This is a genomic window from Pseudonocardia nigra (assembly GCF_019396355.1).
GTDB classification, from domain to species: Bacteria; Actinomycetota; Actinomycetes; order Mycobacteriales; family Pseudonocardiaceae; genus Pseudonocardia; species Pseudonocardia nigra.
In genome coordinates, this window is sequence record NZ_JAHKRK010000123.1 from 1 (window position 1) to 22,657 (window position 22,657).

Below are 22,657 nucleotides of genomic sequence, written 5' to 3' on the forward strand. Positions count from 1 at the left end.
CGCCGGCCACTGATCGGGGCTGACCCGCCCGGCGTCAGCCGGCGACGGCGGGCGGCTCCCGCCGCAGGCCGTGCCGCCCGTCGCCGGTGACACCGAGGTCGGGGCACACGACCACCGGGCCGCGTGCCCGGTAGAGGACGCGGTGGGTCACCGAACGGATCCCGGCCAGGAGGTGCGTGCGGGCCGGGGCCCCGACGACGCTCAGCGCGGCGCCGTCGGAGGCCTCGACCAGCGCGCGGGCGGGGTCCGCACGGACCACGCGGGAAACGACGGGAACCCCGTCGAACTGGCGCCGCCACGGGGCGAGCGCGTCTTCCAGCACCTGGTGCGCGGTGGCCTCGGCCTCGTCCCGGCATCCGCAGACGGCCTCGAGGTCGGCGGGCACGTCCGGCGTCCAGGCGTGCACCGCGACGAGCGGGACGCCGCGCTGCGCCGCCGCGTCGAAGGCGTGGCGCAGGACGCCGCCCGCCGATCGGGCCACGCCGATGCCGACGACCACCCGGGGCCCACCCCGGGCGGCGCCGGCGTCGCCGCGGGCCCGGACGACGGCGACGGGGCAGGCGGCCTCCCCGGCGACGGCGGCGGTGGCGGAGCCGGTCAGCAGGGCGCGCACCCGGCCCCGGCGACCGCCCAGTACGAGTAGCGCGGCCGGGTGGGCCGCGGCGAGCAGGGCGGGCACCACCGGACCCGGCACCGCCTCGGCGGAGACGACGAGGTCGGAGGCGACCGCGCGGGCCCGGTCCGCGGCGGCGGTGAGGACGTACCGGGTCGCCTCGTCGGTGGGCGGCAGCCCGCAGGCCGGGAGGGCGAGGTCGAACGGCGCCGCCGGCACGCCGCAGTCCGGCGCGTGGACGATGCACAGGGGGCGGCCGCGCACCGCGGCCTCCGCGGCGGCCCAGTCGACCGCGTCCGTGGCCGAGCGCTCGTCCGCACCGACGGCGACGACGACGGGGGCGGCCCGGTCCCGGCCGCTGCTCACGGTGTTCCGCCGGATGCGGGTTCCTCCCACATGCGCCCCACGAGCCAGACGACGGTGGTGGTGGAGGCGACCGCGATCGCCGCGCCGGGCGAGCCGGCGAGCAGCAGGACCGCGCTCAGCAGGAGCGCGACGACGGCGGCGATGCGCGCGCCGCGGCGATGGCGGCGGTTGTGGAGCAGCCGCCGTTCGTTCACGTCGAAGGCCCGGACGAAGGTCGGGTCGTCGGCCGTGAGCCGGCGCTCGACCTCGTCCAGGGCGTTCCGTTCCCGGTCGCTGAGCATCGCGCACCTCCCGGACATCGCCGACAATATGTATCGTAACACGATATAAATGCGATGGGAGGGGTCGTGGGACGAGGACACGTGGTCTGATGAGCCCGTGACGGGGGACGAGGACGCGCAACCGCCGGCGCCGCTGACGAAGCAGGACTTCGAGGCACTCGCGAGGTTCCGCTTCGGGATCCGGCGCTACCTGCGCTTCAGCGAGGAGACCGTGCGCCACCACGGCCTCACCCCGCAGCAGTACCAGCTGCTGCTGGCGCTCAAGGGCTACCCCGACCGCGAGTGGGCGACCGTGCGGGAGCTCGCCGACCGGCTCCAACTGCGCCATCACAGCATCGTCGAGCTGGTCAACCGCGCCCAGGGACAGGGGCTCGTGGAGCGCACCGCGCACCCCGACGACGGGCGCGCCGTGCGGGTGGTGCTGACCATGCAGGGCGAGGAGATCCTGGGGCGGCTCAGCGCCCTGCACCGCGACGAGCTCGGCCGGATGCAGGCCGTGCTCGCGCTCCCGCGGTGGCAGGGGCGGGCGTGACGGCGGCCCACACCCTCCCGGTCCGACCAGCCCGAGCGCGAGCATCGCCTCCGCGACCCGGGCGTACCCGGAGATGTTGGCGCCGGCGACGTAGTTGCCGGGCATCCCGTACTCCTCCGCCGTCTCGTAGCAGCGGGCGTGGATGCCGAACATGATGTCGCGCAGCCGCTCCTCGGAGTGGGCGAACGACCACGAGTCGCGTGAGGCGTTCTGCTGCATCTCCAGTGCCGACGCCGCGACGCCGCCCGCGTTGGCCGCCTTGCCGGGGCCGAACGCCACCCCCGCCTCCTGCAGCACCCGCACCGCCGCCGGGGTCGTCGGCAGGTTGGCGCCCTCACCGACGGCGACGCAGCCGTTCCGCACCAGGGCGGCGGCGCCGTCCTCGTCGAGCTCGTTCTGCGTGGCCGAGGGCATCGCGACGGTGCACGGCACCTCCCAGACCGAGCGGTCGGCGACGAACATCCCGTCCGCGCGCTCGTCGGCGTAGGCGCTGATCCGCTCGCGGCGGACCTCCTTGACCTCCTTGAGCAGCTCGAGGTCGATGCCCTTGGGGTCGTGCACGAAGCCGGAGGAGTCCGAGCAGGCCACGACCCGCCCGCCGAGCTCGTGCACCTTGCCCGTCAGGACACCGGACTCGTACCGGTTGGTGATGCGCTTGTACTGGCCGAACAGGTAGCCGATCTCCCGGCCGCCGACCCCGACGTCCCCCGCGGGGACGTCGGTGTACTCGCCGATGCGCCGGTAGAGCTCCCTCATGAAGCTCTGGCAGAAGCGCATGACCTCGCGGTCGGAGCGGCCCTTCGGGTCGAAGTCCGACCCGCCCTTGCCGCCGCCGATCGGCAATCCGGTGAGCGCGTTCTCGAACACCTGCTCGAAGCCCAGGAACTTGACCGTGCCCAGCAGCACCGACGGGTGGAACCGCAGCCCGTCCACATGACGACCGGGCGCTGTCGTCGTCGATCGTCGCCCGCGTAGCGGCACGGGTGATCCGGGTACCCGACGGGCGACGCCGAGCACAGGAGGACGCGATGACCGAGCAGCGAAGGACCCCGGGTGCCCCCGAGGAGACCGCGGGCGAGCAGGAGGGCGAGAAGCGCCTGCCTCCCGAGGTGCAGGGCGAGAGCGAGATGGGGCAGGAGCCCACCGTCGTGCCCGACGCCGGCGCCCCGAGCATCCCGATGGAGCAGCCGGAGGAGCGCGAGGGCTCGACCGGCTGACCCGGCCGACGACGGACACGGCCGCTCCGTCCACCCATTGGTCGGCTACGTCGGCGGTGCCTGGCGCTGAGCGGCACCGCCGACGGGGGTGGAGTCGGGTGCTCGTGCGGTGTTCTCCTCGAGGGCGCGCAGCATCGCCTCGGTGACGATTCCGAGCACGACGTGTCCGACGACCCCACGCAGGTGCGCCTGCCAGGGGTAGTTGCGCTGCGGCCCCGTGATTCCCAGCAGCCTGCCGGCGATCTCGTCGTTCGCGATGGCCAGCAACAGGCCGTAGACGGCGCCGCGACCTGCCCGCAGCCATCGCCGTGACCGCCGCTGCCGGACGTACACGGCGGCAGGGACGATGCCCAGCGCGTAGTGGATGACGAGCCCGGCGGCGTTGGGCTCATCCCGAGCGGCGTCGCTGCCGACGAGCTCGGCCAGCCGACGGGCTGCTGCGTGCGCCGTGTCCTTACCGCGGACCCTCGTCTGCTCCTCGCGGCGCAGGGCGGCCGGATCCTGGCGGCGGTACATCCACCAGGTCACGACGTCCATCGCCCAGACGCCCACCGCGCCCGCGCTCACGGCCTTCACCACATCGCTCTTCACGCTGCTCCTCGGCTCGCACGACCTGCACCCAGCGCATCGCGGTACCCGGTGCGCGTTCGGCCAGACATGCGGGGGACCGCCGGTGGACCTGCTCGGGGCTACGGCAACCGCCTGCTGAGGGCGACCGCGGCAGCCGCGGCGGCGGCCCCTCCTGCCGCCGTCGGGAGGATCGTGGCGACGAGCCGGTGGTCGTGGCGGCGCCATCCGTCGTCGACGCCGTTGCTCGCGGGATCAGGAGCGAACACGGTGCCGTCGTGCACGGGGACCGGGACGTCCCGGAGGGCGGCTCCGTTGACGACGGGCACGACGAGCCGGTCGTACAGCAGGGGAACGAGCCGGTGCGCCCACGCTGCGAGGTGGTGCGCCCGCCCGACGACGATCTCGCGCCGTGGGTGGTCCACGGCGCGCACGACCGCGGCCACGACGCGCTCCGGAGGTATCACGGGCGGCAGCGGCCGCACCTGCCGGCCGACGTAGTTGGCCGCGTGGCGGTAGATCGGGGTGTCCACCGCGCCGGGCAGGATGGTGCAGACCGCGACGCCCGGTGCGTCGCGCAGTTCCTGGCGGAGGACATCGGAGAAGCCGATCAGCGCCCATTTGGCTGCGACGTACGGCGCTACGTAGGGGGAGGAGAGCCTCCCGTACAGAGAGGAGATGTTGACGAGTACGCCGTGTCCCTGGGACCTGAACTGCGGCAGCACCGCGCGGGCGGCGTGCACCTGCCCGAACAGAGTGGTGTCGACGACCTGCCGGAACACGGGGCCGGGAGTGTCCTCGAACCGCCCGTAACTCCACACCGCCGCGCCGTTCACCCAGGCGTCGATGCGCCCGAACGTCTCGACGGTGCGGCGGGTGAGGGCCTGCACGGCGCCCTCGTCGCTGACGTCGGTGGGCACGGCCAGCGCTCGTCCGCCCCGCTGCTCGCACTCGACAGCGATCTCGCCGAGGGTCTGCGCGCTGCGCGCGGCCAGCACGACGGTGTCGCCGCGGGCGGCGAAGGTGTGCGCCGCCAGCCAGCCGATACCGCTCGAGGCACCGGTGACGACGACCACCCGCTCACGTGCGGCCGGTTGATCGCCCGTCCCAGCGGCACGCCCGAACCCGCGGACCGCGCAACAGTAGCTTCCCGCCCCACCCTGACAACCCGCACCGACCTCGGGGCCCCGCCCGGGTGGGGCGAGCTCGGCGCGGTCCGCCGGCACGGATTGACCGTGAGCGAGGTGGGGTACGCGCCGGGGAACCGAGGAGGGTGCGCTCGTGGTTCTTCCCGCTGTGCCGGCCACGCCGTCGGATCTGCTGAACGTCCCGGTGGCGGCGCGACCCCGGATCGATCCGCGGGACGTGGTGGTGCCGGAGGGCTACGAGGTCGACGTGGTGCTCGCCGGGCTGTCGTTCCCGACGGGGATGGGCTTCGCGCCGGACGGCACGCTGTACGTCCTGGAGGGCGGCAGCACGTGGCCCACGCGTCCGTATCTGCCGGCCCGCGTGCTCCGGTTGGCTCCGGATGGCGACCTGCGGAGCGTGGGGGAGGAGACGCTGGGCGGACCGCGGGGCGTGGCGGTGCACGACGGGGGCGTCTACATCGCAGACAAGGGCGGGCACGCCTCGCGGATCGTGCGCTACGACGTGGCGTCGGGGGAGCGGACGGTGGTGGTCGACGGTCTGCCCGACGGCGGGTGGCACGAGCCGGGCGGCCCGGTGTTCGGCCCGGACGGGTTGATGTACTTCGGCCAGGGCTCGGTGTCGCAGCAGGGGGTGGTGCTGCCGCAGGGGTTCACCGTGGACATGGCCAAGCACCCGGACGCGTACGACGTCCCCGGCCAGGACGTCACGCTCACGGGCAACAACGTGCAGAGCTACGACCCCACCTCGCCGTACCCCTACTACGTGGAGACGGGGGCGTTCAAGCCGTTCGGGACTCCGGCACGGGCGGGCGAGGTGGTGCGCGGCCAGGTCAAGTGCAGCAGCGGGATCTGGCGCTCCCGGCCCGACGGCAGCGACCTGGAGCTGCTGGCGTGGGGTGTGCGCAACCCGTACGGGATGGCGATCAGCGAGGACGGCGAGCTCTACGTCTCCGACAACGACTTCGAGGAGACCGGCGACCGCGCGATCGCCGATGATCCGGACCGGATCTGGCACATCCGCAACGCGCGCGAGCCCTTCGGCTCGGTGAGCACGCCGGACTGGTACGGCTTCCCGGACATCTGCGGTGACGGCCTGCCGGTGTGGCACGAGAGCCACCTGCCGCGTCGGGGGACACCCGCGAAGCCGCTGCTGGCCGACCCGCCGCCGTGGGCCGGGCCCGCCGCGTTCCTGGAGAAGCCGCACTCCTGCATGACGAAGATGGACTTCTGCCGCTCGGACGAGTTCGGTCACCGAGGCAGGCTGTTCGCGTGCGAGTGGGGCACGCTCGCGCCGATGAACTCGCCACGGAGCGAGGACCTCGAGCACGGCTTCAAGGTGATCAGCGTGGACACCGGCGCCGGCACCGCAGAGGACTTCGTGCGCAACGCCCGGCCCGGCCCGGCGTCGGCGCTGGGCACGGGCGGGATCGAGCGCCCGGTCGACTGCACGTTCAGTCCCGACGGTCGGTCGCTGTACGTCCTGGACTTCGGGGTGGCCCGCGTGGAGGAGACGACCATGATGTCCTTCGCCCGAACCGGCGTGCTGTGGCGCGTCACGCGGCGGTGAACCCGATGACCGGACCGCGCCCCGCGCTGCTGCTCGAGCTCGACGACGCCACCCGCTCGGCCCGGCTCGACCGGGTGTCCACGTGGCTCGCGGCCACCCGGACGTTGCAGACGGCCTACCGCAGGCTGCTCGACGACACCGTCGACGGGGTGGCCGAGCCGCACATCCGCGAGTACCTGACCGGGCTCGCCCGGGACGCGCGCGACCACGAGGTCGCCGCGCTGAACCTGTACCGGGCGTTCGGGCGCGAGCCGCAGGGTGTGGCCGTGCAGACGGTCGTCGGCGCGGCCACGGCGAAGGTCCGCGCGGTGGTCGGCACGGTGGAGGGCGCGTTGGCCGGCGCGCACGGCGGATCGTGGCGCAAGCTGCGCGAGCTGCTGCTGAGCAACCTCGACGCCATCAGCGGCTTCGCCGTCACCGAACAGCTCGGCCTGGCGCTCGGCAACCCCGCCGTCGTCGACATCACCTTCCCGGTGGTGCGCCGCAAGACCGAGCAACAGCTGCTGCTGCAGGAGTACCTGCTGGAGACGGCCTCGATCGCGATCCTCTACGAGCGCGACACGTGATCGCACGCACCTGGGAGGTCCACCGGCGCCGCGGAGCGGGGCGCTATCTGCTCGTCCTCCTCGCGGTGCTCGTGATCCTGCTGCTCGCCTTCCTCGCCGCGGAGGCGCTCGGGGTGCCGCTGCTCACCGACCCGACGCCCGCGATGTCCGCCGCGACGCCTGCCGCGGCCGCCGTCGGGGTCGGGCTGTTGCTGGTGGACGTGCTGCTGCCGGTGCCTGCCAGCGCCGTGATGATCGGGCACGGGCTGCTGTTCGGCGCCGTCGCGGGGGCCGCGCTGTCGCTCGTGGGTGGGGTGGGCGCCACCCTGCTCGCGTTCCTGCTCGGACGGCACAGCCGAGGACTGGTGCGCAGGCTGGTGGGGGAGCGCGAGCAGCGACGCGCCGACGCCTTCCTCGCCCGCTACGGGTTGCTGGCGCTGGTGGTCACGCGGCCCGTCCCGATGGTCGCCGAGACCGTCGCGATCGCCGCCGGGGCGTCCACCGTGAGCTGGCGCCGGGCGGCGCTCGCCGCCGTGGTCGGGACGTTGCCCGCGGCGGCGGTCTACGGGGTCGCGGGTGCGACGGTGGCGACCGTCGACAGCGGGCTCGTCGCCTTCCTCACGGTCATCGTGCTGGCCGCGATCCCCTGGCTCGTGCTGCGGATCCGCATCGGGCGTTCCCCGGATGAGAGGCGCGGTCGCGGGTAGTCGGGGGACGGGTCGCGAACAGCGGCCGGCCGCTGTGCCCAGACAAGGAGGAGACGCGATGAGCGAGCTTGTGAGCGAATCATCTATACAGCGCCCGCGCGAAGCGCCGGGCGAGCGCCAGCGAGGCCGAGCATGAGCGTCGGTGGAGGCGACACGGACCTGCCCCGCCCGCCCGGACTGCCCGAGGACGCGGGCGACTACGAGGCGGCGGTGCGCAAGCAGGAGCAGCGCGAGTCCGACGAGGGCTCGGCGGAGTCCGCGGCGGGCGCGGACGAGTCCGGCCAGCGTCCGCAGCGCGGGTACAACGAGCCGTTGGACCCCGAGGACCAGCCGGGGGAGTTCGGCGGATCGCAGACGGTCACCCCGCCCGCCGACACCGGGGGCAGGAGCAACACCTGACGTCGGCGCCACCCGGCCGGGTTGCGCGCGGCGCGCGTGCGGCACCGGTGTCGGGGCCGGGTGGCCGAGCAAGGTCGCCGCGCTCGATGACCTGCATCTGTGAAACTGCCGGCATGTTGCTGAGAGTCGTCACCGAACCGCAGCAGGGCGCCTCCTACGACGACCTGCTCGCGATCGCACGGAAGACGGAGGAGTGTGGGTTCGAGGCCTTCTTCCGGTCCGACCACTACCTGGTGCAGGGCGAGGGTGACGGCCTGCCCGGCCCGACCGACGCATGGATCACACTGGCCGCGCTGGCCCGCGAGACGAGCCGGATCCGCCTCGGCACCCTCGTCAGCTCCGCGACCTTCCGCAACCCGGGCGTACTCGCCATCACCGTCGCCCAGGTCGACCAGATGAGCGGCGGCCGGGTCGAACTCGGTCTCGGGGCCGGCTGGCACGAAGCCGAACACCGGGCCTACGCCATCGACTTCCCGGACACCGTCGGCCGGTTCGACCTGCTGGAGGAGCAGCTGGAGCTGATCACCGGCCTGTGGGACACCCCCGTGGGGGAGCGCTACGACTTCTCCGGACAGCACTACACGATCGCGGACTCCCCGGCCCTGCCCAAGCCGGTGCAGACACCGCACCCGCCCGTGATCGTCGGTGGTTCCGGCAGGAAGCGCACGCCCGCACTGGCGGCCAGGTACGCCGCGGAGTTCAACGCCGGCTTCAAGCCGATGAACGAGACGGCACAGCTGTTCGCCCGCGTCCGGACGGCGTGCGCCGTCGCCGGGCGTGACCCGGAAACACTCGCGCTCTCGGTGGCACACGCTGCGGTCGTCGGCAAGGACGACTCGGAGGTCCGCCGCCGCCTCGAGGTGTACGGGCACGATGCGGACGAGGTGAAGGCCCACGCCCTTGTCGGCACTCCCGCCGAGGTCGTCGACAGGCTCGGCCGCTACGCGGCCACGGGTGCGGACCGGGCTTACCTGCAGATCCTGGACCTGGCCGACCTCGACCACCTCGACCTCATCGCCTCCGAAGTCCTACCCCACGTGACCTGACCCGGCCCTCGAGCCACTGCGCGTCACGGAGGCCTTCGCGCAGCAAGAGGACCGATCGCTGTCCGGTCTTCCGCAAGCCCCGCGCTGCGGTGAATGCGCGCGGACGGCGGGGGAGCGGTCCAGCAGGGCAGCGAGCCGCTCGTTCCCCGCCTGCACCGCGGCGGCCGCGGCCGGGATGATCGACCGCCGGCCTGCGTCGGCCGCCCGCGCAGCCCGTGCCGGCAGCGTGGGGTGAACGTCCAGCAGCACGCGCACGGCGCGGCGGATGCCACCCGCCGTCGGCCGCTCGGCTGCGGGCGCGCGCAGGATGCGACGGGTTCGTCGGGCTCGGCATGCAGCGCCGCGACATCGGCGGAGTGCTCGCGGGCGCGCAGCACCGCCGTGCGGCCGAGGACCACGGCGACGAGCCCCAGGTGTGTTCAGCTGGCGGCGGCATCGCTGTTTGCGGCGCGTCACCGCTTCGGGAGGAGCGTGTCCGTCCACAGCGGACGACAAAGGCAGGTCACACACTCCGTGCCACTCTCAACCTATAGCGAACCGGGGGCCTTACGGCAAGACCCGGGTCGTCCCGCAGAATCTCGGGCCGAAGCCAGGACCTGCGGAAACCAGGGATTCGTAAAGTACGTGTGCTCTTGTCGACGAATGGTCTCGCGGGACCTCGAACCGCCGGTGGGACTCGCGGTGCGGTTGCGGGCACTCGTTGCGGCGGTGCGGGTGTGCGCGCCGCCGGACTGCGCGGAGCAGCTGGCCGAAATGCAAGCTTGTCGAACAGGGGCGCTCATGATCGACCTGATCGTTGCCGGCGGCGGACCGACCGGCTTGATGCTGGCCGGCGAACTGCGGTTGCACGGCGTGCACGCGCTCGTGCTGGAGAAGGAGGCGGAGCCGACCAGGATCGTCCGCGCGCTCGGCCTGCACGCGCGCAGCGTCGAGGTGATGGACCAGCGCGGTCTGCTGGAGCGGTTCCTCGCGCACGGCCAGAAGTACCCGGTCGGCGGGTTCTTCGCCGCCATCCCGAAGCCGTCGCCCGAGCGGCTGGACACCGCGCACGCCTACGTCCTGGGCATCCCGCAGCCCACCGTCGATCGCCTGCTGGCCGAGCGCGCCACCGAGCTCGGCGCCGAGATCCGGCGCGGCTGCGAGCTGGTCGGGCTGAGCCAGGACGACCACGGGGTGACCGTCGAGCTGGCCGACGGCGCGCGGCTGCGCTCGCGCTACCTGGTCGGCTGCGACGGCGGCCGCAGCACGGTGCGCAAGCTGCTCGGCGTCGGCTTCCTCGGCGAGCCCGCCAGGGTCGAGACGCTGCTGGGCGAGGTGGAGGTGACCGCGCCGCCGGAGACGCTGGCCGCCGTGGTGGCCGAAGTCCGCAAGACCCACAAGCGGTTCGGCGCCATGCCCCTCGGGGACGGGGTGTACCGCGTCGTCGTGCCCGCCGAGGGGGTGGCCGAGGACCGCTCGGCCCCGCCGACCCTGGACGAGCTGAAGCAGCAGGTGAGGAGGCTCGCCGGCACCGACTTCGGCCTGCACTCACCGCGCTGGCTCTCCCGCTTCGGCGACGCCACCCGGCTGGCCGAGCGCTACCGGACCGGCAGGGTGCTGCTGGCCGGCGACGCGGCGCACATCCACCCGCCGACCGGCGGGCAGGGGCTCAACCTCGGCATCCAGGACGCGTTCAACCTCGGCTGGAAACTGGCCGCCGAGGTCGACGGCTGGGCACCGGAGGGGCTGCTGGACAGCTACCACGCCAAACGGCACCCGGTGGCCGCCGCCGTGCTGGACAACACCCGCGCGCAGATGGAGCTGATGTCCACCGAGCCGGGCCCCCAGGCTGTGCGCCGGCTGGTGTCGGAGCTGATGGACTTCGACGAGGTGAACCGGTACCTGATCGAGAAGATCACTGCGATCGGGGTCCGCTACGGATTCGGCGAGGGGCATGAACTTCTCGGCCGGCGGATGCGGGACGTGGGGCTGAAGCGGGGGCGCCTCTACGAGCTGATGCACCGCGGCCGCGGACTGCTGCTCGACCAGACCGGCCGGCTCTCGGTGGCGGGCTGGGCGGACCGGATCGACCACGTCGTCGACGTCAGCGAGGAACTGGACGTGCCCGCGGCGCTGCTGCGGCCGGACGGCCACGTGGCGTGGATCGGTGAAGATCAGCAAGATCTGCTCAGCCGGCTGCCCAGGTGGTTCGGCGCTGCCGTCAGCTGAGCGCGCAGTCAGCGTCTGCGATGAGTGCCTCGACGTGCCTCACGAAATCCTGACCGATGCACCTGCGCGATCATGACCCGTGACGCTCGCCCGCGGGCTGATCGAGTGCGGGTAGTCGCTCCCGGGGCCGTGGGGGGTCCCACCTGATCACCGGGGCGGCGGTGTGCCCGTGGGCTTGCTGTTCACGACGGCGTGGTCGGTGGTGGCCCGGTCCAGGCCGGCGGTGAGGCCACCGGGCGGCGACTCCGGCAAGACCGAGGCTGGATCTGGATCGGTGGGGGAGTGCGGCATGGCGTCCTCCAGTGCTCGAAGACGGCGCGGGAGCCGGACGGAGCTCAGCGATGGATGAGCTCGCGGAACCGCCCGCAGCTGTCGTCGACGGCCGTCCGGGCGGCGGGCGAGACGGCCCCCATGTCGAAGAAGCCGTGGATCAAGCCGTCGTAGCGGCGCACGTCGGTCGGCACGCCGGCCGCCTCGAGGGCCTTGCCGTAGGCCTCGCCTTCGTCGCGCAGCGGGTCGAACTCTGCCGTGACGACGACCGCAGGCGGCAGACCGGTGAGGTCAGCGTGGTGCAGCGGCGACAGCCGGGGATCGAGCGCATCCTCCCATGCGCCGACGTAGTGGCCGTAGAACCAGTCCATCGTGTTCTTCTCGAGGAAGTAGCCCTCGGCGTTCTCGATCCGCGAGGGGTACTCGCCCTCCGAGTCGACTGCCGGGTAGATGAGGAACTGGCCGACCAGCGGCGTGCCGTCCGCGTGCAACTGCTGTGCGACCACCGCCGCCAGGTTGCCGCCGGCGCTGTCGCCGGCCACGGCCAGCCGGTCGTCCCCGCCGAGCCCGTCGAGGTGCTGCGCGACCCAGCGGGCTGCGGCCACCGCGTCCTCCACCGCGGCGGGGAACGGGTGCTCCGGCGCCAGCCGGTAGTCGACGGAGATCACGACCGCCCGGGTGCCCCGGCAGACGGTGCGGGCCATGTTGTCGTGGGTGTCGAGGTCGCCGATCACCCAGCCGCCGCCGTGGAAGAAGACGACGGTCGGGAAGGGCCCGTCGCCCTCCGGCCGGTAGACGCGGGCCGGGAGCTCGCCCTCGGCGCCGGGGACGGTGCGGTCCTCCGTGCTCGCCACGGGGGCGAGGTGCTCGGGCGTCCGGGCGCCGGCGGTGAGCTGCAGGTACGCCGCCCTCCCCGCCTCCGGTGTCCCGTCGTAAATCGGCGGCAGACCGGCCTCCTTGATCGTTGTGAGCATCGCGGCGATGTGGGGGTCGACCGGCACGAAGGGCTCCTCTCGTCGGGGCAGGTGGGCAGATGCGGATCGGTGGTCAGGTGAAGACGAGGCTGCCGTCGTCGAGATCCGCGGCGGGGAGAGCTCGGTGTTCCTCCGCGTACTCGTGCATGTGTGTCCATGGTTCCCGGTCGCCCTGCTTGAACAGCCGGTGCATGGAGCGCATGACGTACCCCGGGTTGAAGTTCTCCGGGTCCGCCCATGGCAGCAGCGCCATGTCGGCGTCCTCGGGGCGCAGCGTCGGGACGACGACGTCCGCGTCCTTGCCCTCCATGTGTGCGAGCAGCCGGCAGACGAAGTCGCTGACCAGGTCGGCGCGCAGTGTCCAGCTGGAGCGGAAGTACCCGAACACGTAGGCCATGTTGGGCACGCCGCTGATCATGATGCCCCGGTAGGTGACGCGCTGGGTGAAGTCGACCGGCTCGTCGTCCACGGCGAACGCGACGTCGCCGAACACCGACAGGTCGAAGCCGGTGGCCGTGACGACGATGTCGGCCTCGAGCTCCTCGCCCGAGGCCACGCGGATCCCCGACTCCGTGAACGTCTCGATCGTGTCCGTGACCACCGATGCGCGTCCCTCGCGCAGCGCCGCGAACAGATCGCCCTCGGGCACCACGGCGAGCCGCTGCTGCCAGGGCCGGTACCGCGGGTTGAAGTGCTTGTCGATGTCGAAGCCCTCGGGCAGCAGCGGGCGCATCTCCTCGATGAGGAACTTGCGCAGCTCGTCGGGCGACTCGAACGACATCCGGGTGATCTCGGCGCCCTGGGCGATGTAGGCGCGTCGCAAGATCTCGTGCGTCCATTCCTCGGGGACGTCCAGCGCCCGCAGCGTCTCCGCCAGCTCGTGCGTCTTCGGCCGGGCGAAGAAGAACGTCGGCGAGCGCTGCAGCATCGTGACGTGCGCCGCGGTCTTCGCGATGGCGGGGATCAGCCGCGGTCGCTCCCGAACCGATGACGACCACGCGCTTGCCGCTGTGGTCGAGGTCGTCGGGCCACCGCTGCGGGTGCACGATCACGCCCTGGAACCGGTCCATGCCCTCCCACCGCGGCTGGTAGGGCTGAGCGTGGTCGTAGTAGCCCTGGCACATCCACAGGAAGTCGGTGGTGAAGCACACCTGCTCGCCCGTGTCACCCCGGGTGACCTCCACGGTCCACCGGCGGTCCGCCGTCGACCACCTCGCCGCCGTGACCCTGTGCCGGTAGTGGATGTCGCGCTTCAGGCCGTTCTCGGCGATGACCTCGTCGAGGTAGGCGAGGATCTCGTCGGACGTCGCGATCGACGGGCCCCGCCAGGGCTTGAACCGGTAGCCGAAGGTGTGCAGGTCGCTGTCGGAGCGCACGCCGGGGTAGCGGTGGGTCCACCAGGTGCCACCGTGGTTGTCGAGCGCGTCGAGGACCACGAACGTCCGATCGGGGAACTGTTTCCGCAGGTGGTACGCGGCGCCGATCCCGGAGATTCCGGCGCCCACGATGAGGACGTCGACGTGCGAGGTGTCCACGGCGGGCTCTGCCGGGTCGGTGATCGTCACGATCAAGGCCTCCGTTGAGTGGGACGTGTGCTGTCGAACCCGTGGTGGCACGGTCGAGGGCGGCAGGATCGGCGCCGGCCGGGCGCGACCCCCCAAGAGACGCTGACTCCAATCCTAGAACGGCATTCCATGTGGTTCATGTCATAACCCGGCCCGACCGGCGGTGTCAACAACGCCGGACGTTCTGCGGCAGCGGGCCCGTTCGCGCCGAGACCCTGCGCCGGATCGCGGCGCTTGTCGGCAAGTACTTGATACGTTTCAGGTGCCGACCGAGGGAGCGAGGACGATGCCGTCAGCCGAGTCGATCGCCCGGACGTTGCGAGCGGGCTTCGCCACGCCGCCGCCGGACAGCCGCGTGATGATGCGCTGGTGGTGGTTCGGCCCCTTCGTCGAGGAGGCCGAGCTCGCCCGTGAGCTCGAGGCCATGTCGGCGGCCGGCATCGGCGGCGTCGAGGTGTGCTCGACGTACCCGCTGTCGACGTCGGAGGCGGGCCGGGCACCCGAGGGCTTCCTCTCCGAGCGCTTCCTGTCCCGGCTGCGGTTCGCCGCCGAGACGGCGTCCCGGCTCGGCCTGCGCTTCGATGTCACGATCGGCAGCCGCTGGTCGTTCGGGGGACCGCACATCACCGACGAGACCGCCGCCCGGCGGCTGCGGTGGGACGCCCGCGAGGTGCCGCCGCGCGCCGCCCGGATCTTCGTCGCGCAGCCCTGGCCCGGTGACCGGCTCGTCGCGGCGTACATCGGTGACGGGTCGCTGCAGGAGCCCCCCGCACAGCGGCGGCAGCTGCCGGTGCGCGACGACGCCGTCGAGGTGCCGCAAGGATCCGGCCCGCGTACCGTCCTGCTCGCCGTCTCGAGCCCGACCGGCCAGAACGTCAAGCGGGCGTCGCTCGGCGCGGAGGGCCCGGTGCTTGACCATCTCAGCCGGGCGGCGACCGAGGCGCACTTGCGGGCTGTCGCCGACCCGATCCTCGCGGCGGTCCCGGGCGAGCTCGTCACCGCGGTGTTCTGCGACAGCCTCGAGGTGTACGGCGCGGACTGGACGCCGGCGCTGCCCCGGGAGTTCCGCGCCCGCCGCGGATACGACCTCCTGGCCGAGCTGCCGCTGCTGCACACGCGCGGTGAGGGCTGCGAGCGGGTCCGCGCCGACGTCGCGGCGACGCTCGGGGAGCTCTACGAGGAGAACTTCGTCGCCGTGGTGCACGAGTGGGCGCAGCGGCACGGCGCCCTGTTTCGCATCCAGAGCTACGGTCAGCCGCCCGGCACGCTGAGCGCCTACCGGCACGCGGACCTGCCCGAGGGCGAGGGCTGGGGGTGGCGGTCGGTCACGCAGACGAAGTGGGCGACGTCGGCGGCGCACCTGTACCAGCGTCCGGTCGTCTCGTCGGAGACCTGGACCTGGGTGCACTCGCCGTCGCTGGCCGCGACGCCGCTTGACCTGGTCGGCGAGGCGCACGAGCACCTGCTCCTGGGCGTCAACCAGCTCATCGGGCACGGCTGGCCGTACTCGCCGCCCACCGCACAGCCACCCGGCTGGATCTTCTACGCGGCCGGTGCGCTCAGCGACGTGAACCCGTGGTGGCCCGCGATGCCCGCGCTGACCGGCTACCTGCACCGCCTGTGCTGGCTGCTGCGGCAGGGCCACCCGGTCGTCGACGTCGCGCTCTACGCACCGAGCCGCGACGCCGCGCAGCGCTTCGAACCCAGCACCCGCGGCCACCTCGACCTGTGGCACTCCACCCGGGCGCACATCGGCGAGGCGCTGCCCGCGGCGCTGCGGGAGGCCGGGTACGACTACGACCTCGTCGACGACACAGCGCTGGGCGAGGCCGACTGGAGCCGCTACCGGGTCGTCGTCCTGCCGTTCGTGCGGGACCTGCCGGCGGAGACGGCGCGCCGGCTCGAGCAGCACGCCGCGGCGGGCGGCGCCGTCGTCACCGTCGGCGGCGCGGTGCAGCGGGACGGCTGGATCGCCGTCGACGACGTCGACGCGCTGCTGCCGGCGCTCGGGGCGCTCGTGTCGCCGGACGCCCCGACGAGCCCGGCCACGCCCGACGTCGGCGTCGTGCACCGCCGTGCCGGCGACGTCGACGTCTACTTCGTCGCGAACACGGGCCCGCACCCGCAGTCCTTCACGCTGCGCCCCCGCGACGACGCGGCGGCGTTCGAACGGTGGGACGCGCGCACGGGACGGGCCCACCGGGTCGAGGTCGCCGGCGGCGGGGTGCCGCTCGACCTGCAGCCGTACGAGGCGGCCGTCGTCGTCGCGCTGCCCACGCCTGACGACGACGTCCCGGCCGCACCGCCTGTCCGCCCGGCGGACACGATGGAGCTCGCCGGGCCGTGGACGGTGGCCTACGCCGACAGCCCCCTTGCCCGCGGGGAGGTGGCACTGCCGCACCGGTGGGAGGACGACCCCGGGCGAGCCGACTGCTCGGGAGCTGCCACGTACGAGACGACCGTGACTGTCGACGGCGACCGCCTCGACGGGCGCATCGTGCTCGACTTCGGTCCGGCGAGGGCCGACGCGCACGACGTCCGCGGCGAGTCGGGGCTGCGCGGTGCGTCGTACCGCGCCGAGGTCACCGCCCCGGTCGGCGAGGTCGCCCAGGTCGTGGTGAACGGCGTCGGCTACGGCTGCGCGTGGGCCCCGCCGTACGCCGTCGACGTCACCGACGCAGTGCGTGCCGGCGAGAACACCGTCGCCGTGCGCGTACTGAACACCGGGCTCGGCGCGCTGCGCGCCAACACCGAGCTCGCCGCGACCGTCGACGCGGCGACCGCCACGTACGGCAAGCGGTTCACCATGCAGGATCTGGGTCTTGCGCACCGGCCGACGGTGTCCGGGCTGCGCTCGGTGCCGTCGCTGCGGTTCCAGCAGGAGTAGCTCCTGTCGTGCCGGGACCGGCCGTTCGGCACGGGCCCCTTCCGCCAGCGCCGGGTGCCCGGCTCCCACCTCCCCTGCTCGCCGAGAGAGCGAGGCTCCGGTACTCCGACGGCGACACACCGGACCTGCGGCGGAACGTGTGCGCCAACGGCTGGTCCAGCTCCTCGCCTCGCCGCGCTCGTGGCGCGGGACGGCAGGCTCCCGCAGTGTCGGGGTGGCGAGCAGGGCGCCCACCCGCCCTGCGGCCTGCGTCGCGCCGCGCAGCTGCATGAAGGTCTGTCCGATCGCGAGCACGGGCGCGGTGAGGCCGAGCCCGAGCAGCGCGAACGGGAGCACGTCGGCGGCGGGGGTCCAGCCGGCCGTCACGAAGACGGTGCCGGCGGCGAGCACCCACACCAGCACGAGCACCGGTGAGAGCAACAGCTCCATCACCGCCGAGGACCTGCTGCCCGGACCCAGGACAGGAAGAACGTCGCGAAGTCGTCGGCGGCGTCGAGGAACCGCCGATGCGCGCGCCTGCCCTGGCCGAACGCCTTGACGACCGCGATCCCGTGGGAGAACTCGACCGCGCCCGCCATCACGCGCCCGGTGGCGCGGTCGTACTCGGCGAACCCCTCCATTGCCGAGGCCATCGTGCGGACGTAGCTCGCGAGCCCGGCGACCAGCGGCACCAGCGTCACCAGCGTGAGCCGCCAGGTGACCATCGCCAGGTAGACCAGCGAGACCGCGGGCACGACGAGCGCGCCGGTCGCATCGGTGATCGTGTAACCGACCAGGTGGTGCATCGCCGCGACGTCGTCGTTCACCGCCTTGCGCACCAGCCCCGAGTTGCGCTCCGTACCGTTCGACGGTCGCGCCCTCGTCGAGCACCGGATCGGAGCTGACCCACGTGACCAGGTACGTGATCGGTCCGGACGTTGCTCTTCGCCTGGCTCACGGCCGGGCCGTGATCCCCGACGAGCACCGGCTCCTGGCTCCGACGCTCCTCCGCTCCCAGGTGCTGTCGCTCATGTACCGAGCCGTACGGCGCGGCGAGCTGAGCAGGGACGAGGCCGAGCATCAGCTGAACCACGTGCGCGGGCTGCGGATCCGACTGCTCGGCGACCGCGTCCTCCAGAACGTCGCGTGGAAGGTCGCCGACCAGCTGGGGTGGCCCGACACGTCGGAGGCCGAGTACGTCGCGCTCACCCAGCTCCAGGCCGATGCGTTCATCACGCTCGACGCGAGGCTCGCGCACGCCGTGGAGCACCTCGTGGCGATCGCGCCCGTCGAGGCCCTGTCCTGATCGGCCGGTTCTTCCAGTCGTCACGTGCGGGACGGGCCGCCGAGGTCGGTGTGCGCGCCCGGACCCGGCCGTGCCGTGTCGTGGTCGCACCCCCGGTCGCCCGGGCCACCAGCTACCTGAGGTCGTCGGTGAGCAGGCCTCGGCGCCTACTCCCGAACCCGCCTGACACGCATCGGAGGACAGCCATGACCCGGCTGATCGCCACGACCACCACCGACGGGATCCCGTCGGCACAGCAGCAGAAGGCTGCCACCCTGCGGGCGCTGCACGCGCCGGGTGATCCACTCGTACTGCCCAACGCCTGGGACGCGGCGTCCGCGCGGATGGTCGAGTCCGCCGGGTTCCCGGTCGTGGCCACGAGCAGCGCCGCGACGGCGGCGGTGCTCGGTCACGCCGACGGAGAGGACGCGCCGGTCGAGGAGGTGCTGGCCGCGGCGGCGCGGATCGCCGGCGCGGTGAACGTGCCGGTGACCGTCGACTTCGAGCGGGGCTACCGGCTCGCACCTGCCGAGCTGGTCGAACGGTTCGCCGCGACCGGGGCCGTCGGACTGAACCTCGAGGACTCCGACCCCTCGAGCGGCGAGATGGTCGACGCCGCCGAGCAGGCGGACTTCCTGGCGGCGATACGTGCCGAAGCGGTCTCGCTCGGCGTGGACCTGGTGATCAACGCCCGGACCGACTCGTTCCTGCGCCGCGCGGGATCGCCCGGCGAGCAGCTCACCGCCTCGATCGAGCGTGGCGCCCGGTATCTGACGGCCGGCGCGGACTGCGTCTACCCCATCGCCGCGAGCGACCCCGCGGTGATCCGGACCCTCGTCGAGCAGGTTCCCGGCCCCCTCAACGTCGCATACGGGCAGGGCCTGCGGTCGCTGGCCGAGCTCGCGGCGCTCGGGGTCGCCCGGGTGAGCTTCGGGCCGGCGCTGCAGCGGCACCTGTACGACGAGTTCGGTTCTGCGCTTCTGTCCGCCGTCGCGTCCGACGAGAACCCGTTCGCGCTCGGCACGGGCGATGTCCCGCGTCGCCACCGCTGACCGCCCGCGTCCGGGGCTACCTGGCACAGGATGGCGCGTGCCGGCGGGCGCAAGGGTGCAACCGGTTCGGCCCGAGTTCGTCGACGCTGGCGCCGGGTGGAGCGACGACGGTCGTGCCGGCGCCACGACAGCATGCGTTTTGCGACCCGTCGGTTCAGTGGCGGTCCAGCGCTCCGTCCCGCCGGGACCGTCGCGGCCCTCCGGTCTTGCGGCACCGCGTCCGTCACCTGCCGCAGGTTCTCGTAGCGCGTTCCGCCTCATGCCGCAGTGGGCATTTCGCTCGGGTCTCGAGCGGGGCGGCCCAGCGCCCGATACCGCCAGCCCGCCTCCACCCAGGCGTCCGGGACGAGGGCGTTGCGGCTGTCGATGACGCAGCGGGTGCGGACGCACGCTCCGAGCAGATCAGGGTCGAGCGCCCGGTACTGGTCCCACTCGGTCGCGAGCACGACGACCTCGGCGCCCCGGCATGCCGCCGCGACGCTGCCGGCGTAGTGCAGCTCGGGCCGGACGCGTGCGGCGCTGTCCATGGCCTTCGGATCGTGCACGCGCACGACTGCGCCGCCGTGGTGCAGCGTGGCCGCGACGTCGAGGGCGGGCGAGTCGCGCACGTCGTCCGACCCCGGCTTGAAGGCCGCGCCGAGTACGGCGACGGTCCGCCCGGCGAGGCTGCCGCCGAGTTCCTCACACACCAGCTCGACGACGCGCCGGCGACGGCGCAGGTTGACCTCGTCGACCTCCCGCAGGAACGCCACCGCGTCACCCGCCCCGATCTCCTGGGCCCGGGCCATGAACGCGCGGATGTCCTTGGGTAGGCAGCCGCCGCCGAACCCCAGGCCGGGCGCCAGGAACCGGCCGCCGATCCGGTCGTCCAGCGCCAGCGCTCCGGCCAGCACCGTGACGTCGGCGTCGACGGCCTCGCACAGCTCCGCCATCGCGTTGATGAAGGAGATCTTGGTGGCGAGGAAGCTGTTGGCGGCGGTCTTCACCAGCTCGGCGGTGGGCAGGTCCGCGAGCACCTCGGGCACGCCCGCGGCGAGCACGTCCGCGTACACCGCCCGCAGCACCGCGAGGTCGTGCTGCGCGGCCGGATGTTCGGGCCCGCCGTCGAGCCCGAACACCATCCGGTCCGGATGCAGGGTGTCGGAGACGGCGTGCCCCTCGCGGAGGAACTCCGGGTTCCACGCCAGCCGGACGCCGTCGCCCGTGGGCGCTGTCGCGCGCAGCGTGGCGGCGAGCTCGGCGGCGGTGCCGACGGGCACGGTCGACTTGCCGACGACCAGGCACGGGCGGTGCAGATGTGCGGCGAGCGCCGCGGTGGCCGTTCGCACGGCGGTGAGGTCGGCGCCGAGACCGTCGCGGCGCTGCGGGGTCCCGACGCACAGGAAGTGCACGTCGGCGTCCGCGGCATCGGCCATGTCGGTGCTGAACCGCAGCCTGCCGTGCTCGACGTGCTTGGCGACGAGGGGCTGCAGGTCCGGCTCGAAGAACGGCAGCTCGCCCACCGCGAGCGTCGCGGTCCTGGCGGGGTCGGTGTCGATGCCGATCACCTGGAAGCCGAGGTCGGCCATGCAGGCCGCGTGAGTGGCGCCGAGGTATCCGGTGCCGATGACGCTGATCGTCGTGACGGTCGTGCTCACGGGATCCTCCAGGTGGACGGGACGGGGTCGGTGGTGGCGGCGGCGAGCCGCGCCGGGAGGTCGAGGGGATCGGGCCGGAAGGTGTAGACGGCGGCCAACCGCAGGAGCGCGGCCGCCGTCCAGGTCCGCACGGCACCGGGGTCGAGGCCCGGGTCGTGCAGCGCCAGTGCGCAGTCCCGGGCGGTGTCGGGCCCGCACCGGCCCTGCAGGGTGCGCAGGTGCAGGTGCGCGAGCAGGTTCGCCGCGTCCAGCGCGGGATCGGCGGAGCACAGCGTGTCGAGGTCCAGCAGACCGACCGTGGGCGCGGGCGGTGTGTCGACGAGCTGCTTGTCGTGCAGGTCGCGGTGGCACGCCACCCAGCGCGGCTCGGGGAGGGCGCGGAGGGCGGCCGTGACGGGCTGCGCGGCCTCGGCGAGTCGGACGTCGCTGTACGCCTCGGCGTCGGCGATCCACCGGTGCAGGAGGTCGACCTCGTCGCCCGCGTCGTGGCGGGCCAGACCCCCGACGGGCGCCGCGCGCAGGGCCGTCGACGCCGTGGCGACGGCGCGGCAGAACCGCGCCGCGTCCGCCGGTGCGTCCTGCAGCAACGTGTGCAGGCTCGGACCCGGGATCTCGGCCAGCCGCACCCAGCCGGCGGCCGGGTCGGCGTCGAGCACGGCCGGGACGAGCGGGGCGCCCGGGATCCCGTGCAACCGCCCGGCGGCCTCGCGCAGCCCGTCGGCGACCCGGTGCCCCCGACCGGCTCGGACGATCTTGAGGTAGCTCCCGTCCGCCTCACGGAGCACCGCGCGCCGCCCGGGGCGGTGCCCGAGCAGCACGGTGCCCGGCCGGGCCAGCGCGGGGGCCAGCGCGGGCAGCGCCGGATCCTCCGACGCGAGCACCCGCACCTCGTCGTCGGTGATGAGGAGCCCGACGATCAGGCCGTCGGTGGCGGTGGCCTCCACGGCGAGGCCGTCGCGGTGCGGCCAGGAGCGCCGGACGGTCAAACCGGCCGGAACCCGGCGCAACGCCCGCAGCCCGGTCATGGCGTCCTCCCGGTGAGCTCACCCGCAGCGCTCTCGGCGAAGGCGAGCAGGTCCCCCACGAGCCGTGGCCACCCGGGCCGGAGCCTGCGGAACGGCTCGGGGGCCCGCTGCAGCGCCGCCGCGAGCAGCACCACGGGGGTGGCGGCGGCCGCGAGCGGCGCCGGGACCGGCAGGTCACCGGTGGCGATCTGGGCGGTCGTCCACTGCGCGGTGTCCCAGCCCGGGGGGCCGATCGCGGCGCGGTCCAGGTCGAGCAGCACGACCCGGTCACCGGTCACCACGACCTGGTCCGGGCTGAAGTCGCCGTGCACCGGTGACACCGCAGCCGGCCACCACTCGGCGTGGGCGCGCAGCACGGCCAGCAGCCGACGCACCCTGCTGCGCTCCCCGGGCAGCGCCTGGACCACCGCCTGGCCCGCGTCGCGCGCCGCGCGCACCGCGGCGGCCGCGCCGAGCACCGGCAGCCCGGCGGGAGCGGGCGCGGCGTGCAGCGCGCCGAGGGCTTCGCCGACCCCGGGGAGGTCCGCTTCGCGGGGTCCGGTGCCCGCCACCCAGTCCGTGCGCACCAGGCGCCCACCGTGGCTGATGATGGCCGGCGGCAGGTGCCCGGCCAGGCGCGGTGGCGGTGCGGTGAGCAGCGCGGCCACGCCCGGTGGTGGCGCGACGGCGTGCGCCTTGACCACGTGGCCCTCGACTCGCCCCACCCAGCGGCGCGCGGGGTTGTAGGACAGCGCGGCGCCGGCCGGGACGAGCCTGTGCAGGTCCGGGTCGGGGGGCGCCCGGCCGG

19 protein-coding genes and 3 pseudogenes are annotated in these 22,657 nt (G+C 73.6%); 10 read left to right on the forward strand and 12 right to left on the reverse strand.

All coding sequences use genetic code 11. The features are described 5' to 3' along the window. Positions 1-34: 34 nt before the first annotated feature. Both KME75_RS43605 and KME75_RS25355 read right to left on the reverse strand, forming a co-directional pair. Complete coding sequence (locus KME75_RS43605; RefSeq protein ID WP_308283063.1) at positions 35-979, reverse strand: universal stress protein; 945 nt, start codon at positions 977-979, stop codon at positions 35-37. Next, positions 976-1,260 (reverse strand): DUF3040 domain-containing protein, encoded by a 285-nt coding sequence (locus KME75_RS25355; protein WP_219417390.1) that lies wholly within the window; start codon positions 1,258-1,260, stop codon positions 976-978. The genes KME75_RS43605 and KME75_RS25355 overlap by 4 nt, the downstream gene beginning before the upstream one ends. A gap of 97 nt (positions 1,261-1,357) precedes the next feature. Between KME75_RS25355 and KME75_RS25360 the strand changes: the two genes are divergently transcribed. Next, the gene (locus KME75_RS25360; protein ID WP_308283062.1) at positions 1,358-1,792 is read left to right on the forward strand and encodes a MarR family winged helix-turn-helix transcriptional regulator; all 435 of its coding nucleotides are present in this window, start codon (positions 1,358-1,360) and stop codon (positions 1,790-1,792) included. 24 nt (positions 1,793-1,816) lie between these two features. Here the strand turns inward: KME75_RS25360 and KME75_RS25365 are convergent. The 3 genes and pseudogenes from KME75_RS25365 to KME75_RS25380 all read right to left on the reverse strand — a co-directional run. Then, a pseudogene (locus KME75_RS25365) lies at positions 1,817-2,929 on the reverse strand (Glu/Leu/Phe/Val dehydrogenase dimerization domain-containing protein); the annotation flags it as partial. A gap of 125 nt (positions 2,930-3,054) precedes the next feature. Further along, entirely contained in the window at positions 3,055-3,600 is a 546-nt protein-coding gene (locus KME75_RS25375) for a DUF1440 domain-containing protein (protein ID WP_219417393.1), read from the reverse strand. A 98-nt stretch (positions 3,601-3,698) separates the two neighbouring features. Further along, positions 3,699-4,652: an SDR family NAD(P)-dependent oxidoreductase gene (locus KME75_RS25380; protein WP_219417394.1), complete on the reverse strand. Its 954-nt coding sequence runs from the start codon at positions 4,650-4,652 to the stop codon at positions 3,699-3,701. A gap of 205 nt (positions 4,653-4,857) precedes the next feature. Between KME75_RS25380 and KME75_RS25385 the strand changes: the two genes are divergently transcribed. From KME75_RS25385 to rox, 6 genes are all read left to right on the forward strand, one after another. Further along, a complete protein-coding gene (locus KME75_RS25385) occupies positions 4,858-6,291 on the forward strand; it encodes a PQQ-dependent sugar dehydrogenase (RefSeq protein ID WP_219417395.1) in 1,434 nt (477 codons plus the stop codon). 5 nt (positions 6,292-6,296) lie between these two features. Further along, a complete protein-coding gene (locus KME75_RS25390) occupies positions 6,297-6,857 on the forward strand; it encodes a hypothetical protein (RefSeq protein WP_219417396.1) in 561 nt (186 codons plus the stop codon). Then, a complete protein-coding gene (locus KME75_RS25395) occupies positions 6,854-7,543 on the forward strand; it encodes a TVP38/TMEM64 family protein (protein WP_219417397.1) in 690 nt (229 codons plus the stop codon). Before KME75_RS25390 ends, KME75_RS25395 begins: the two co-directional genes overlap by 4 nt. Positions 7,544-7,675: 132 nt before the next feature. Then, entirely contained in the window at positions 7,676-7,942 is a 267-nt protein-coding gene (locus KME75_RS25400) for a hypothetical protein (RefSeq protein WP_219417398.1), read from the forward strand. Between the two features lie 113 nt (positions 7,943-8,055). Further along, complete coding sequence (locus KME75_RS25405) at positions 8,056-8,988, forward strand: LLM class F420-dependent oxidoreductase (protein ID WP_219417399.1); 933 nt, start codon at positions 8,056-8,058, stop codon at positions 8,986-8,988. A gap of 780 nt (positions 8,989-9,768) precedes the next feature. Then, positions 9,769-11,196: a rifampin monooxygenase gene (rox, locus tag KME75_RS25410; RefSeq protein ID WP_219417400.1), complete on the forward strand. Its 1,428-nt coding sequence runs from the start codon at positions 9,769-9,771 to the stop codon at positions 11,194-11,196. Positions 11,197-11,531: 335 nt separating this feature from the next. On the opposite strand, the gene lipP1 is transcribed toward rox, so the two are convergent. From lipP1 to KME75_RS43615, 3 genes and pseudogenes are all read right to left on the reverse strand, one after another. Beyond that, a complete protein-coding gene (gene lipP1 / locus KME75_RS25415; protein WP_219417401.1) occupies positions 11,532-12,467 on the reverse strand; it encodes a LipP1 family hormone-sensitive lipase in 936 nt (311 codons plus the stop codon). A gap of 46 nt (positions 12,468-12,513) precedes the next feature. Further along, the gene (locus KME75_RS43610; protein WP_246632806.1) at positions 12,514-13,368 is read right to left on the reverse strand and encodes an NAD(P)/FAD-dependent oxidoreductase; all 855 of its coding nucleotides are present in this window, start codon (positions 13,366-13,368) and stop codon (positions 12,514-12,516) included. Positions 13,369-13,462: 94 nt separating this feature from the next. Beyond that, positions 13,463-14,056, reverse strand: a pseudogene (locus KME75_RS43615) (flavin-containing monooxygenase); the annotation flags it as partial. A 235-nt stretch (positions 14,057-14,291) separates the two neighbouring features. Here KME75_RS43615 and KME75_RS25425 point away from each other — a divergent pair. Then, the gene (locus KME75_RS25425; RefSeq protein ID WP_219417402.1) at positions 14,292-16,892 is read left to right on the forward strand and encodes a glycosyl hydrolase; all 2,601 of its coding nucleotides are present in this window, start codon (positions 14,292-14,294) and stop codon (positions 16,890-16,892) included. Positions 16,893-17,320: 428 nt separating this feature from the next. Here the strand turns inward: KME75_RS25425 and KME75_RS25430 are convergent, their stop codons facing one another. After that, a complete protein-coding gene (locus KME75_RS25430) occupies positions 17,321-17,767 on the reverse strand; it encodes an ABC transporter transmembrane domain-containing protein (RefSeq protein ID WP_308283064.1) in 447 nt (148 codons plus the stop codon). A gap of 14 nt (positions 17,768-17,781) precedes the next feature. Here KME75_RS25430 and KME75_RS25435 point away from each other — a divergent pair, with 14 nt between their 5' ends. Both KME75_RS25435 and KME75_RS25440 read left to right on the forward strand, forming a co-directional pair. Next, positions 17,782-18,177: a type II toxin-antitoxin system VapC family toxin gene (locus KME75_RS25435; protein WP_219417404.1), complete on the forward strand. Its 396-nt coding sequence runs from the start codon at positions 17,782-17,784 to the stop codon at positions 18,175-18,177. A 185-nt stretch (positions 18,178-18,362) separates the two neighbouring features. Continuing rightward, entirely contained in the window at positions 18,363-19,208 is an 846-nt protein-coding gene (locus KME75_RS25440; protein ID WP_219417405.1) for an isocitrate lyase/PEP mutase family protein, read from the forward strand. Between the two features lie 257 nt (positions 19,209-19,465). On the opposite strand, the gene KME75_RS25445 is transcribed toward KME75_RS25440, so the two are convergent. From KME75_RS25445 to KME75_RS25455, 3 genes and pseudogenes are all read right to left on the reverse strand, one after another. Further along, positions 19,466-20,845: a UDP-glucose dehydrogenase family protein gene (locus KME75_RS25445; RefSeq protein ID WP_219417406.1), complete on the reverse strand. Its 1,380-nt coding sequence runs from the start codon at positions 20,843-20,845 to the stop codon at positions 19,466-19,468. Next, on the reverse strand, positions 20,842-21,870 hold the full coding sequence (locus KME75_RS25450) for a phosphotransferase (protein ID WP_219417407.1): 1,029 nt from the start codon (positions 21,868-21,870) through the stop codon (positions 20,842-20,844). The genes KME75_RS25445 and KME75_RS25450 overlap by 4 nt, the downstream gene beginning before the upstream one ends. Then, a pseudogene (locus tag KME75_RS25455) lies at positions 21,867-22,657 on the reverse strand (phosphotransferase family protein); the annotation flags it as partial. The gene KME75_RS25450 and the pseudogene KME75_RS25455, both read right to left, overlap by 4 nt.

Bases quoted from the DNA above. Each gene is read 5' to 3' on its own strand.
- KME75_RS25355 (WP_219417390.1), bottom strand. From the start codon at position 1,260: ATGCTCAGCGACCGGGAACGGAACGCCCTGGACGAGGTCGAGCGCCGG.
- KME75_RS25390 (WP_219417396.1), top strand. From the start codon at position 6,297: ATGACCGGACCGCGCCCCGCGCTGCTGCTCGAGCTCGACGACGCCACC.
- KME75_RS25400 (WP_219417398.1), top strand. From the start codon at position 7,676: ATGAGCGTCGGTGGAGGCGACACGGACCTGCCCCGCCCGCCCGGACTG.
- KME75_RS25405 (WP_219417399.1), top strand. From the start codon at position 8,056: ATGTTGCTGAGAGTCGTCACCGAACCGCAGCAGGGCGCCTCCTACGAC.
- rox (WP_219417400.1), top strand. From the start codon at position 9,769: ATGATCGACCTGATCGTTGCCGGCGGCGGACCGACCGGCTTGATGCTG.
- KME75_RS43610 (WP_246632806.1), bottom strand. From the start codon at position 13,368: ATGCTGCAGCGCTCGCCGACGTTCTTCTTCGCCCGGCCGAAGACGCAC.
- KME75_RS25425 (WP_219417402.1), top strand. From the start codon at position 14,292: ATGCCGTCAGCCGAGTCGATCGCCCGGACGTTGCGAGCGGGCTTCGCC.
- KME75_RS25440 (WP_219417405.1), top strand. From the start codon at position 18,363: ATGACCCGGCTGATCGCCACGACCACCACCGACGGGATCCCGTCGGCA.
- KME75_RS25450 (WP_219417407.1), bottom strand. From the start codon at position 21,870: ATGACCGGGCTGCGGGCGTTGCGCCGGGTTCCGGCCGGTTTGACCGTC.